11 protein-coding genes are annotated in these 12220 nt (G+C 72.5%); 4 read left to right on the forward strand and 7 right to left on the reverse strand.

Annotated elements, in window-relative coordinates; genetic code table 11:
* A partial coding sequence (locus tag AE652_RS22475) for an ALF repeat-containing protein (RefSeq protein ID WP_049654333.1) occupies positions 1-968 on the reverse strand: 968 nt, incomplete at its 3' end.
* A gap of 1413 nt (positions 969-2381) precedes the next feature.
* Here AE652_RS22475 and AE652_RS22480 point away from each other — a divergent pair.
* From AE652_RS22480 to AE652_RS22490, 3 genes are all read left to right on the forward strand, one after another.
* Positions 2382-2879, forward strand: coding sequence for a carbonic anhydrase (locus AE652_RS22480; protein WP_049654334.1), 498 nt, complete (start codon positions 2382-2384; stop codon positions 2877-2879).
* A 109-nt stretch (positions 2880-2988) separates the two neighbouring features.
* Positions 2989-3582 carry an RNA 2',3'-cyclic phosphodiesterase gene (thpR, locus tag AE652_RS22485; protein ID WP_049654336.1) on the forward strand — a complete coding sequence of 198 codons (594 nt, stop codon included), beginning with the start codon at positions 2989-2991 and terminating at the stop codon, positions 3580-3582.
* A gap of 278 nt (positions 3583-3860) precedes the next feature.
* Positions 3861-4583, forward strand: coding sequence for an LURP-one-related/scramblase family protein (locus tag AE652_RS22490; RefSeq protein WP_079272189.1), 723 nt, complete (start codon positions 3861-3863; stop codon positions 4581-4583).
* Between the two features lie 225 nt (positions 4584-4808).
* Here the strand turns inward: AE652_RS22490 and AE652_RS22495 are convergent, their stop codons facing one another.
* The 4 genes from AE652_RS22495 to AE652_RS22510 form a co-directional block, all read right to left on the reverse strand.
* Positions 4809-5132 carry a hypothetical protein gene (locus AE652_RS22495; protein ID WP_049654337.1) on the reverse strand — a complete coding sequence of 108 codons (324 nt, stop codon included), beginning with the start codon at positions 5130-5132 and terminating at the stop codon, positions 4809-4811.
* 142 nt (positions 5133-5274) lie between these two features.
* Entirely contained in the window at positions 5275-6606 is a 1332-nt protein-coding gene (locus AE652_RS22500; protein ID WP_234348486.1) for a M64 family metallopeptidase, read from the reverse strand.
* 281 nt (positions 6607-6887) lie between these two features.
* On the reverse strand, positions 6888-8141 hold the full coding sequence (locus tag AE652_RS22505; RefSeq protein ID WP_234348487.1) for an MFS transporter: 1254 nt from the start codon (positions 8139-8141) through the stop codon (positions 6888-6890).
* A gap of 45 nt (positions 8142-8186) precedes the next feature.
* The gene (locus AE652_RS22510) at positions 8187-8918 is read right to left on the reverse strand and encodes a class II aldolase/adducin family protein (protein ID WP_234348488.1); all 732 of its coding nucleotides are present in this window, start codon (positions 8916-8918) and stop codon (positions 8187-8189) included.
* 191 nt (positions 8919-9109) lie between these two features.
* Here AE652_RS22510 and AE652_RS22515 point away from each other — a divergent pair, with 191 nt between their 5' ends.
* Positions 9110-10027: a LysR family transcriptional regulator gene (locus AE652_RS22515; protein WP_049654347.1), complete on the forward strand. Its 918-nt coding sequence runs from the start codon at positions 9110-9112 to the stop codon at positions 10025-10027.
* 218 nt (positions 10028-10245) lie between these two features.
* Here AE652_RS22515 and AE652_RS22520 read toward each other — a convergent pair whose 3' ends face one another.
* Both AE652_RS22520 and AE652_RS22525 read right to left on the reverse strand, forming a co-directional pair.
* Entirely contained in the window at positions 10246-10722 is a 477-nt protein-coding gene (locus AE652_RS22520) for a hypothetical protein (protein ID WP_049654339.1), read from the reverse strand.
* 323 nt (positions 10723-11045) lie between these two features.
* Positions 11046-12220, reverse strand: a 1175-nt coding sequence (locus tag AE652_RS22525) for a serine hydrolase (protein ID WP_159028520.1), incomplete at its 5' end; no start/stop codon positions are given.

A 12220-nucleotide genomic window follows, 5' to 3' on the forward strand; every position in this document is an offset into this window, starting at 1 on the left:
GCCGCGGCCGAAGCGGCCGAACGCGCCGCCGTGGCAGCCGTCTTGGCCGCCGCCACCGCCGTGTTGGAGGCGTCGATCGCGGTCTTCGCGGCCTCCGCCGCACCCTGGGCGGCCTCGGCGGCCCGGTTGGCCGCGGCGCCCGCCTTCTCGGCGTCGTCCTTGGTCTTGGCAGCCTCGTCCGCGGCCGTCAGCGCGGCCTGCTTGGCCGTCTCGGCGGCCTTCTCGGCCCGGGCGCCCGCCTCCTGGGCGGCGGCCGTCTCCTCCAGGGCCCGCTTGGTGGCGTCCTTCGCGGTCTGGGCGAGCTGCTTGACGTCGAGCGTCTCCTGGTCCCTCGCCTGGGCGAGGAGCTGGCCGTTCTCCAAGAACCCGCGGATGTCGGCGGGCGTGCCGCTGAGCGCCCGGCCGGCCTGCTTGGTGAACTCCGGGCCGGTGTAGACGTCCATCAGCCGCAGGACGGCGACCCGGTCGTCCTCCTCCTGCGCCTTGAACCGGCCGGTGGTCAGGAAGGCGTCCATGGCCTCGGCGGTGCCGTCGCCGAGCGCCTTGGTCCCGGCCGTGCGGACGGCGACGTCGGCGCCGTCGACGATGGTGACGATCGCCGCCCGGCGGTCGTCCATCATCGGGTTCTGCCAGCCGCTGGTGACGAACGCGTGGAGGTCGGCGTCCGACCCGCTCAGCGCCTTCGACGCGGCGTCGCGCACGCCCTTGCCGGTGCTGCTCAGCATCTTGATGACGGCGAAGCGCTCGTCCGACGCCTGAGCACGGCTCAGCGTGCTGGTCAAGAACGTGGTGATGTCGGCGTCCGAGCCGACCAGTGCCCGTGCGGCCGCGTCCTTCACCGCTGTGCCGCCGCCCTGCCAGGCTTCGACCACCTGCGCGCGGTAGTTGGCCGGCAGCGGCTCCGGGGCCGTGTCGGACGGAAGTGCTTGGGCGACCGTCGTCCCCATGACGGTCGCGGCCAGCATCATGGCCGTGGCGGACAGGATCCTGGCGCGTGAGCGCCGTGCCGACCCTGCCCTCATTGGCGAGTTCGCCATTTCCCCCTCTTCTTCCCCAATCTCCTGGCCCGTCAGGGCCAGTGTTCACCAGGACAGTTGTCCTGATGCCGCAGGAATCCTAATGCCGGAGAAGGCGGATCGACGGGGCGGAATGATTTTGTCTGGATCGCATGCCAACTGGCTGAATCCCCGTCGGTTTCGGCCACCGATCGCATAGGCCTGCAATGGATTCACCCAAACGGCGGCAAAGGACCGGTTCATCACCCTCGTCCGGTTCACGTACATCCCCCCTGTGCCCCGAATGTCAGAGTGACTGACCGTCAGTATGGCGGCCAGTCACTGAAAGTGATGGCAGGATAGGGATTTGCCAAACCAGGAAAAATACAGGAAGGGCACAGGAAGAACACAGGAAGAGTGCCGCTCCGGGGGCGTGAGCATCCGATCCACCCGGGGAGCAGCGAACACCACCGTGGTGTTCGCCGAAGCTCGCGAGGTTGCTGAAGGTTTCCGAGGTCGAGTCGATCGGTGCGTCGGCCGCTGTTCCGGAGAAAGGGCGACGGCCGGGCGCGGTGGCGCATCAACTAGCGCACATCGGTGGGTATTTCGGCGGAGTTTCGTCCTGCTGGGCGGGCGGGAATCCGTCGTCACGCACCTGTGTTTCCACGATCACGTGGTCATCCGAGGGTGGTGTGTCGATCCTTGGGTTCGCCACCGTTTGCCGGGAGGGAAGCGGTTCGCCGGCGTGCGATCGACGCCTTCCAGGCCGCCACCGCACTGGCCTGCTTCCTCCACGTTCCCGATCTCGCCGCGCGGTTCTCGAAGGAGGACCGCGGCGGCGGTTGGCGGCTCCCCGAGAACCCGGCGCCGACGGGCGCGGTCCGAGAGGGCGGCATGTGGCGTGAGGGAACGTGTGGGATCGCCGCAGCTCGGCTGTCCACGGAGGCGGTCACCCGGCGGAGTGGAGAATGGGCGAATCCTGGGCGGGGGCGCTCCGGCGGGCAGTACGGTGCCCGCATGACCGTGCTCGTCCGCCGTCGTCACATCGACTTCGGCCGCATCCACTCCACAGGCTGTCCGGTCATCGTCTGATCGCCCGTTCCAGCCGCCCGGCCGTGCCGTTCCGTTGCGCTCTTCCGTTGCGCTCCGTTCCGAACGGCACCGCCGTGGCGGCCGTCGTTCGCTGCCGCCGCGAGGGTCGGCCGTCGCCCCGGTCGACGGACCCTCCGAGCGGCGCTCCGGACGCATCCGGCGGGACGCGTTCACCCGCTGCTTCGTGCCGCCCGCTCCGTGCTGCCCGCAGCACGCACCCGCGGGCGGGACGGGGCGCTCCCGCGCGTCCCGGCCGACCACGATCCGACCGCACCGAGAGGACAGCCGTCCACCATGACCGACACCGCCACCGACCACTACCTGCGCAACAACGCCGACTACGCCTCGGCCTTCGACGGGCCGCTCCCGCTCCCGCCGGCCCGCCGCACGGCCGTCCTGGCCTGCATGGACGCCCGGCTCAACGTGTACGGCGCGCTCGGCCTCGCCGAAGGCGACTCGCACGTGATCCGCAACGCCGGCGGGGTGGCCACCGACGACGCCATCCGCTCGCTGGCGATCAGCCAGCGGCTGCTCGGGACCCGGGAGATCATCCTCATCCACCACACCGACTGCGGCATGCTCACCTTCGGCGACGACGCCTTCCGCGAGTCGATCCGGGAGGAGACCGGCGTCAAGCCCCCGTGGGCCGCCGAGGCCTTCGCCGACCTGGAGACGGACGTGCGCCAGTCGGCCGCCCGGATCCGCACCAGCCCCTTCGTCCCGCACACGGACGCCGTGCGCGGCTTCGTCCTCGACGTCGCGACCGGCCTCCTCAAGGAGGTCGTGCTCTGACCTGACGGCGTCCCGGTGCGGCGGTCGGACGGGGCCGCCGCACCGGGGCCGGGCCGGCCCGTACGGGAGAGTCGAGGGTGGTGCCGGCCGTCGACTACCCTCCCCCCTCGTGGACGATCACCCCGATTCCCGGACCCTGCGCGTCTTCGTGGCGCTCGCCCCGCCCGACGACGCCAAGGACGAACTGGCCAGGGCCCTGGGACCCGCCTATGCCGGCTACCCGCGGCTGCGGTGGAACCGGATCGAGGACTGGCACATCACCCTGGCCTTCCTCGGCGAACAGTCGTCCACGGCGGTCCCGCTGCTGCGGTCGGCGCTGGCCGCCGCGGCCCCGTCGCGCCCCGCCCTGCAGCTGGGCCTGCGCGGTGGCGGCTACTTCGACCAGCGGCTGCTGTGGACCGGCGTCGACGGTGACCTGGAAGGACTGCACCGGCTCGCCGCCGACGTCCGGGATCTCGTCAGGTCCTGCGGGATCGACTTCAGGGAGCGGCCGCTGAACCCCCATCTCACCCTGGCCCGCTCCCGCCGCGACGACTCCGTCAGCGTGCCGCTGGCGGCGGCCGGGCTCACGGGGTTCGTGGGCCGGCCGTGGCGGACCGAACGCCTCCACCTCGTCGGCAGCAACATCGGTCGCGGCCCCGGGCCGATCCACTACCGCGACATCGAGGCGTGGCGGCTCGGCGTCGCCGCGGCCCCGGCCTGAGGCGCCCGGGGAGGCGTAGGCCGGGGAGCCGGGTGCCCGTACCGGTCGACGGGTACGTGCCTACGGGTGCGACTCCGTTCGATGTCGCACGGTTTTTCCGCCGTCCGTGATCGATCGGCGGATGTGACATCGGCCACACGCCTGCCGGCCGTCGGTCGGCCCTCGTTGGCAACACCCGGACCCGCAGGTCGAATTCGCGACTCGGAGTCCCCGGCGCGCCGGGTGGGCGTCCGAAACGATCTCGCTGCTGACGGTGGATTGGCCCTAGCCTGCCGGGCATGTCCCAGAACACGAACATCCCCGGTTTCCCCGGGGGGCCGACCGCTGCGGTCGGCGACTCCGCCAAGGTGCAGCGCCAGGTACGGCAGCAGGCGGGCGTCGGACCGGTCTACGGTGGCGGCGGCACCCTCTTCTCCGAGCCCGTCCTGGTGGTGAACCAGAAGGCCAAGCTGATCGAGCTGACCAACGAGTACTCGGTCTTCGACCAGCAGGGCGCCACGCTGGGCTCGGTGGTCCAGGTCGGCCAGAGCGGCCTGCGCAAGGTGGTACGGCTGCTCTTCTCCATCGACCAGTACCTGACCCACAAGCTGGAGATCCGCGACGCGCAGGGCACCCCGGTGCTGCTGCTGACCCGTCCGGCGAAGTTCATCAAGTCGCGGGTGATCGTGCAGCGTCCGGACGGCCAGGAGGTCGGCCAGATCGTTCAGCAGAACGCCATCGGGAAGATCAACTTCTCGCTGGAGGTCGGCGGTCAGAAGGTCGGCGCGATCAAGGCCGAGAACTGGCGGGCCTGGAACTTCTCCATCGTCGACGGCACGGACACCGAGATCGCCCGGATCACCAAGACCTGGGAGGGCCTGGCGAAGACGATGTTCACCACGGCCGACAACTACGTTCTCCAGATCCACCGCCCGCTCCCCGACCCGCTGCTCAGCCTGGTCGTGGCGACCGCGCTGACCGTGGACACCGCGCTGAAGCAGGACGCCCGCGGCCTCGGATAGCCGCGAACCGGGGAAACCGGGACTGACGGGCAGGCCGTCCGAGCGTTGCGGGCGGCCTGCCCGTCCCCGCGTTCCGGCTCGGGGGAGGGGGTTCGGGGGAGGGGGCTCGCCGACCGGCCTCTCGAACGCCGCGACGCGCCGACCGGGTTCCGGGCGGTCCCCGGTGCGTGCACTCCGGGCGGGAGGCACCCGTAGGCGATGCCCGGGGGCGGGCCGCCCCCCGACTCAGACGAAGGCGATGACGAGCACGACGGCCGCCAGCAGGAGAACGACCGTCAGCGCCGGGGCGCCGGTACGCCCGCCGGCCTCGGAGGTGACGGCGATCAGCGAGACGGCGGGGACCGCCAGCGAGAGGAAGACCGCCAGCCACCTGACGGTACCGATGGGAACCCCGGCGACCATGGCCCCCCAGACGGTCGTGAACATCACCGCGAGCCAGCCCGTCGCGGTCAGCGCCGCCCAGGTCGCACGCGCGGTCCACCGCTCGACCGGGTCGGCCGAGCGGAAGTTGGTACGGGTCATCGTGAAGATCCGGGTCAAGTTCGCCACCTGAGCATCCTTTCGAACAACACGGCCGGGCACCAGCGACGGAAGCACACGGCGACCCGGCGTCCGGAGTAAGGGTGACGTCGCGTCGGACCAGGTCGGCGTGGACCCTCGCCGGCTCGGCCGTGAGGGTCCACGCCCGTGGTCAGCGGGTGACGCTCCAGACCAGGCTGCTGGTCAGCGCCGGGGTCAGGGCCGGGTCGATGACGGCCGAGGTGGGGTCGTTCGCCACGGCCTTGAGCTCGTGGGCCGCGGGCTTGGAGCCGGTGGGGCCGAGGTCGGAGACGGCGATCGACTTGTGGTCGCGCAGGGCCGTCACCTCCTTGCCGTCGAGGTACCAGCGCAGCTTGGTGCCGGAGACCGGGAGGTCGACGGTGAGGTGGTCGGTCGCGGTCAGGCGGGTGGTGACCGGCGTGCTGCTGGAGAGGGTGGAGGCGTGCCGGTAGAAGCCGGCGATCATCGCCTCGCGGCCGGGGAGGTTGAACTCCCGCCCGAGGGAGCGCATCACGGAGTTGTCGGTCGGCCGGTTGAGGCCGGTCGGGTAGTTGCTGCCGCCCTGGTACGCGCCGACGGTGCCGCCGTCGGGCGAGGTCTTCCCGAGCCAGCGGTACCACTTGGCCTTGTCCTGGCGCATCCGGTCGGCGCTCAGGGTGGTGATGTTGGGCTGCGGGGGCTCCGCGCCCTGGTAGGGCCCCGCCCCGTCGGCCCAGTACTCGTCCGCGAGCTTGCCCAGCGAGTGGCCGGTCTCGTGCACGGCTATCTGGCCGGACGCGCTGTTGCCGCCCGCGACGGTGGCGATGCCCTCGTACCCGAGCGGCGACTGGGTGCTGCCGTAGCCGGCGCCGCCGTACTTGGCGGTGTTGGCGACGACGATCACGAGGTCGGCCTGCGGGGCCTTGGCGGCGTAGGTGTCGACGGCCTTGATGTCCACGCACAGCAGCCGCTCGATGGAGTTGCACCAGAAGCGCGAGCCGAGGGCGGTCTTGCGGACGGTGTCCTGCTTCGGGTCGCCGGAGACGCCCGACTGGGCGGAGACGGCGCCCACGGCCCACACGTTGAACAGCTTGCGGTAGGTGGCGTACGGCTCGACGGCGCTGATGTCCTTCCACTTCGCCGCGGCGTCCTTGCGGAACTTGTCCTGCTCCGAGGCCGTGTAGCCGTCGCCGATCATGACCACGTCCAGCTTGCTGTCCGTGCTCCCGTTGTTGACGATCTTCGTCACGGTGCCGTCCGCCGCGGCGCCGGCCGCGTTCATGACCGGCGCGCCGACGAAGGGGGAGGCGGCAGGGACCTTGGTCCGGCTGATGGCACCGTCCTCGGCGAAGACCTCCACGTCCTGGTCCCCCGGGGAGACGGTGACGGAGGCCGGGTCGACCGGGTCGGACGGAGCGGCGACCGCCGGGCCGACGCCGACGGCGAGAGCCGCCAGTGTCATGGCGCCGGCCAGGGTGACCGAGGTGAACCTGCTGGTGCGCAAGAGGGTTTCTCCGAAATCTATGGGCGGCGAAAAGTGGTGGAGCGCGGGGGAGCGCGGCCCCGTGCCGTGCTGCCGCCGCACTCCGCCAACACGGCTGCACGGAGCCGGAACTGACGAGGTGACACTGTCGGGTGGTCACCTCATCGGTGGATACGGCCCGCTGCCCACGAACGGTTCACACGGGCTGTCGCCGTCTCGCCGGTGAGCGAGCTCCTGGCGGCTGCGGGACCATCTCCATCGCCTGCCGGCGCGTTCCGGGGGCCGGCCCGTTCTCCGGGGAGTCACCGGCGGGCGGGTGCCCGCTGGGTCAGGAGGACGGCGGCGGCCAAGGCGGCGACCGCTGCGGCGAAGACGGTGGTGGCGGTGCGCAGGCCGACGGCGCCGATCAGCGCGCCGACGCCTACGGCCGGCAGGGCCAGCATGGTGTACAGGGCGGCGAAGAAGGCCGAGACGGTACGGCTGCGGGTCCCGGGCGGGGTGCGCGCGCCGATGAGCGCGATCCCGTGGCCGACGGCGACGCCGGTCGCCAGGCCGACCGTCAGCGCCGCGCCGAGCAGCGGCAGGAGGGAGGAGGCCGCCACGGCGGCGGCGATCAGCCCGGCCGCGACGATCAGCCCGGCGCACGCCGCGGGCAGGGCGGCGCGCCCCAGTCGTGCGGCCAGGAGCTGGCCCGTGCCGGTACAGGCGAAAGCGAGGGAGACGGTTGCCGCGGTGGCCAGGAGGTCGTGGAGGTGCGCGACTTCGGCCAGGAACAGCCCGGTCACCGCGGTGAGCACACCGAGGACGGCGAATCCCGCGCCCGCGGCGAGCGCGGCGTGCCGGAACTCCCTGCGGATGGCGGTCGGCACACGGGGCGTGCGGGCGACCGAACCGGTTCCCCGCTCCCTCGGCGTCACGGTCTCCGGGGCCACGGCGAGTGCGGCCAGGGCTGCCGTCAGCAGGGCCGCGGCGGCGACCCAGACGGCTCGCAGCGGCCAGCCGGTGGTGTCGGCGAGCACGGCCGCGAGCAGCGGGCCGCAGGCCAGGCCACCCATGTTCGCGGCGAGTGCCAGCCGCCCGGCACGGAACCGGCCGTCGGCGGGCGCCAGTTCGGCCAGGTGGGCGGTGGCGGTCCCGGTGATGAGCGCGGCGGCCAGCCCGGACAGCACCCGTCCGACCAGGAGGGCGGCCAGGTTCTCGGCGAGGAGGAACACGACGGCGGCCGCCAGGGCGGTGAGCAGCGCCGCGGCGGCGACGGGACGGCGGCCGTACCGGTCGGAGAGCCCGCCGAGCGCCAGCAGCCCCGCGACCACGGCCAGCGCGTAGACCGCGAAGGCCACGGTCACGACCAGCGGTGAGAAACCGAAGGCGCGCTCGTACAGCGGGTAGAGCGGGGTGGGCACCGTCGTCCCGGCCGTGACGGCCCAGAAGGCGAGGGCGACCGCCCAGGTGCCGATCCGCCGTCTGCCGCCCGGGGCACCCGCCCCGGGAGTGGCGGTGGTCCCGGCGGTGGGCGCGGTCGGCGGGGCGGGTATCGGGGAGGCGTGGAGGTCCACGTGCGGGGTTCCTTCCGCGTGGGCGTTTTTCGGGAACGGGAAGGGTCAGTGGGCCTGGAGGAGTGCGGCTCGGCGTAGCCAGTACCGCCAGCCGGCGTCGATCTGGCTGTCGGGCCAGGCCACCGCGTCCTTCTCCAGGCATTCCTGGTGGCCGGTCCAGTGTCGGAGCTCGCCCGCGGCGCGGGCGGTGAGCTGGGTCCGGCAGGCCCGTTCGAGCAGGATCGCGTACATGACCGCGTGGGCGGTGTCCCGACCGACCGCCGCCAGGCCGTGTCCGGGCATCAGGCAGGCGCGGGCGCCGCCGAGGTCGGCCGCGAGCGCGCGGCCCAGCCCGGGGGTGCGGACGAGGTTGTCGGTGGCGGTGTACCGGGGCAGGCCGTGTTCGGCGAAGACGACGGCGTCGTGGCTGAGCGGACGGAGCGGTTCACCGAGCGCGCTGAAGGCGTTGACCGTCGGGGAGTGGGTGTGGACGCTGGCGCGCACGTCGGGACGGGCCCGCATGAGTTCGGTGTGGAGGTGGTGTTCGAGGTGGACGCGTCCGGTTCCCGCCAGCCGCTCGCCGGTCCACGAGACGAGCAGGACGCGCTCGGGGGTGATCTCCTCCAGGCCCCAGCCGGCCGACTTCATCCACACGCCGCGGCCGTCCGGGTCGCGGACCGCGAGGTGTCCCCACACCATGTCACCGTGCCCGGCCGCGGCCAGCGCCCGGCTGCCCAGTGCGACCAGCTCGATCGGGTCGATCGGGTCGATTGGGTCGTCCATCGTGTCGTCCGTCATGGGTGGTGCTCCTTGATGTCGTGTCCGGGCCCGTTCTCGGGCTGCTGTGGCCGCCGTCTTCCCTCGTGTGCCGGGGGTTTCGGGCCATGCGTCCGGGGCGTCCGGGACCGCATCCTGCGGCGGTGCTCACGACCCTAGGAGCGGTCGCAGATTGCGACCAGTGAAAAGAATGCAAGTGCTATTTTCACTTGGTGAAAGTCACGTCCCTCGACCTCAACCTCCTCGTCATCCTCGACGCCGTACTGGAGGAGGGCAGCGTCACCGGGGCGGCCCGCCGGCTGGACCTGTCGGCACCGGCCGTCAGCAGGGCCCTGGGCCGGCTGCGGACCGCCTTCGGCGATCCCCTGCTGGTGCGCTCCAGCCGCGGACTGAAGCCGACCGCGCACGCGCTGGCGCTGCGTCCGCGGGTACGAGCCCTGGTCGAGGACGCCCGGAACCTGCTGGGGCCCGCGGAGGAGGACGCGCCGGCCGCCTGGTGCCGTAGCTTCACCGTTCTGGCACCCGAGGACCTGATCGGGTGCTTCGGTACGGACCTGCTGGCCCTCGTGCGCGCCGAAGCCCCCGGCGTACAGCTGCGCCTCCTCGGCGAAGGGCGGGCGGCCGACGAAGGCGGGGCGGTGCGCGAGGGCGCCGCGGATGTCGCGATCGCGGTCAACGCCTCCAAGGAGGCCGACCTCCGCTCGGAAGGGCTGGTCCGCGAGCCGCTGCTCGGCGTGGTCCGCGCCGGTCACCCGCTGGGCCGCGGTGAGGTCACGGCGGCCCGCTTCGCGGCGTGGGACCACGTCGTGGTCTCCCGTCACGGCCGCCTGCGCACCGCGGTCGACAGGCTGCTGGAGGCCGAGGGAGTGCGGCGTACCGTCGCGGCCTCCGTGCCCGGCTTCACCACGGCGCTGCGCCTGGTAGCCGCCGGCGACCTGGTCGGGATCGTGCCGGCCGCCCTGGCCGGCCGTCTGGCCGACCCGCTCGAACTGGTCACCTTCCCGGTGCCGTTGGACGTGAAGCCGCTGCGCGTCAGCATGCTGTGGCATCCCCGCCACGACGACGACCCGGCCCACCGCTGGCTGCGTGCCCGCGTCCGCGAAGCTGCCGGCCGGCGGACCGCCCCGTGACGCGCGCCGCCCTGCCCGTCCGCATCACGGGACGCGGACGGGCAGGGCGGTCAAGTGCCGTGGCGCGGACAGGCCCTGGACCCGCGGCAGCCCGTCGGCGACGGTGAGGCCGAGGGTGCGTTCCTCGGCATGGTCCGGCGCCGTGACGGGCCCTCGGCCCCCGTCACGGCGCCGTGTCCTGATCCGGAAAGATCCCGGGGGAAGGCCCGGGGCGGGCGTCAGTAGATGAGGACGTCCCAGTGGCTGCCCTCGTTGCAGTACAGGTTGCCCGACGCGGCCTGCCACTGCGGGTAGCCGTCGCCCCGGAGGCCGATGTAGGTGAAGCTGTTCTGGATGTAGCCGTCGATGCAGGAGCTACGGGCGATGTCGACCTTGTAGCCGTTGTAGTGGCTGTAGGTGCCGGAGGCGTGGCCGACCTCGGTGCCGCCCGTGATGTTGATGGCGCAGCCGCTGGCCTGCTTGAGGGTGATGACGGCGCTGACCGTGCCCGAGTTGATCTGGTCGAACGAGGTACAGGTGGAGTTGGACCTGGTGGTGCAGCCCCCGCTGGAACTCCACGTGATGCCGGCGCCGCTGAACTGGCCGGCGGCCGCGGACTGCGACAGCTTGGTGCCGCTGGCGCCGGCCGTGGGCGCCGAGAGGGCGAGGCCGGCCAGGGCCAGGGCGACGACGGTGGCTGCGGTGCGTGGCTTCATCTGCATCTCCCGGTGAGGATGGTGTGCATCCGACTCGACCCCCGCCCTCCTGCCGCGCCTCGCTGGGAGGGCGGGAGGTCCGGCGCCGGGCCGACGCAAGCGGCCCGGACGTAGGGGTCGTACGCAGTGCTGTGACGCGACAGTGCTCCGGCACGAGGGCCGACCGATCCCTCCGGCGCCACCGCCTGCCGCTCCCGGGTAACGGGGGACGACGGGCTTCGGGCGCCGGCATCGGACCAGGATGCCCCATCGTTGTCTATGCGAGTAGACCCCGGGCTGTGAATTTCGCGTGACCGGGAGCGGCCTTCGGTGCGTCGAAACGCTCAGGCGAGCGGTCCGGCGGAGTACGGTGTCGCGGCGGCGGCGGGCGGGAGGACCGACGGCGAGGAGGCCGACGGTCGGCCGCCGCAAGTGCCCGCGGAGTACAGGGCGTTGGAGGTCCTCAGCATCGCGGCATGGTCCGACAGGTCGTACCGGTTGATCGAGGTGGCGAACTGCCGCTTGCCGGTGACCTCGCCGACCAGCAGGGTGTTGTAGCCGGGGATGCCGCCGTCGTGTCCCCAGAACTCGCCGCAGGGCGTGGACAGCCGCTGGAGCCCGAGGCCGTAGCCGGCGGCCGCGTTCGGGCCGCTGGTGTCCTTCATCGCGGCGAGTTCGGCCGGGCCGAGCAGCTGCCCGCCGAGCAGGGCGGCGATGAAGCGGGTGAGGTCCGCGGTGGTGGAGATGCCCGCCCCGGCGGCGGACGCCATCGACGGGTTGAGCAGCGTCACGTCGGCGGGGCCGGTGGGGAGCTTGTAGTAGCCGTGCGCGTGGGAGCCGGGGATGAAGGGCGAGTAGATAGGCATCGACGTGCCCGTCAGGCCCAGCGGCCGGATGATGCGGCGGTCCACCTCCTGCGCCCAACTGCGCCCGGTGAGGCGCTCGATGATCATGCTGATGAGCACGTAGTCGGTGTTGGAGTAGTGCCAGCCCTGACCGGGGGCGAAGTACGGCGGGTACGTGTTGGCGATGTCCACGAGCTGCTGCGGCCGGTAGGACGTCCAGCGCCCACCCGCCAGCCACTGCCGCAGCGTCTCCTCGTTGCTCGCGTCGAACGCCGGGTCCTCGGTGAAGTCGTGGATGCCGCTGGTGTGGTTGAGCAGTTGGCGCACGGTGATGCCGGCGCCGTTCGGGACCACGCCCGGCAGGCGGCTCTCGACGGAGTCGTCGAGGCCGATCCGGTGTTCCGCGACCAGTTGGAGGACCACCGTCGCGACGAAGGTCTTGGTGACGCTGCCGATCCGGAACCGGCCGTCAGGATCGGCGGGCGCACCGGTGGCCAGGTCGGCCACGCCGGCCGCACCGTTCCAGACGGTGGAGCCGTTCTCCCGGACGCGGGCCAGTGTCGCCGCCGCACCGCCCTCCCGCACCATGGCCCGGACCGCCGCGTCCAGGGCCGCCCCGTCCGCCGTCCGCTCACCGCCCGCCGCCACCCGGTGGGGCGCCGCCGGGCTGTCCG

The organism is Kitasatospora sp. MY 5-36 (assembly GCF_001182915.1).
GTDB lineage: Bacteria > Actinomycetota > Actinomycetes > Streptomycetales > Streptomycetaceae > Kitasatospora.

What these genes read in the sequence shown, in the direction of transcription:
- AE652_RS22480 (WP_049654334.1), top strand. Translation starts at nt 2,382, where the DNA reads ATGACCGACACCGCCACCGACCACTACCTGCGCAACAACGCCGACTAC.
- AE652_RS22490 (WP_079272189.1), top strand. Translation starts at nt 3,861, where the DNA reads ATGTCCCAGAACACGAACATCCCCGGTTTCCCCGGGGGGCCGACCGCT.
- AE652_RS22510 (WP_234348488.1), bottom strand. Translation starts at nt 8,918, where the DNA reads ATGACGGACGACACGATGGACGACCCAATCGACCCGATCGACCCGATC.
- AE652_RS22520 (WP_049654339.1), bottom strand. Translation starts at nt 10,722, where the DNA reads ATGAAGCCACGCACCGCAGCCACCGTCGTCGCCCTGGCCCTGGCCGGC.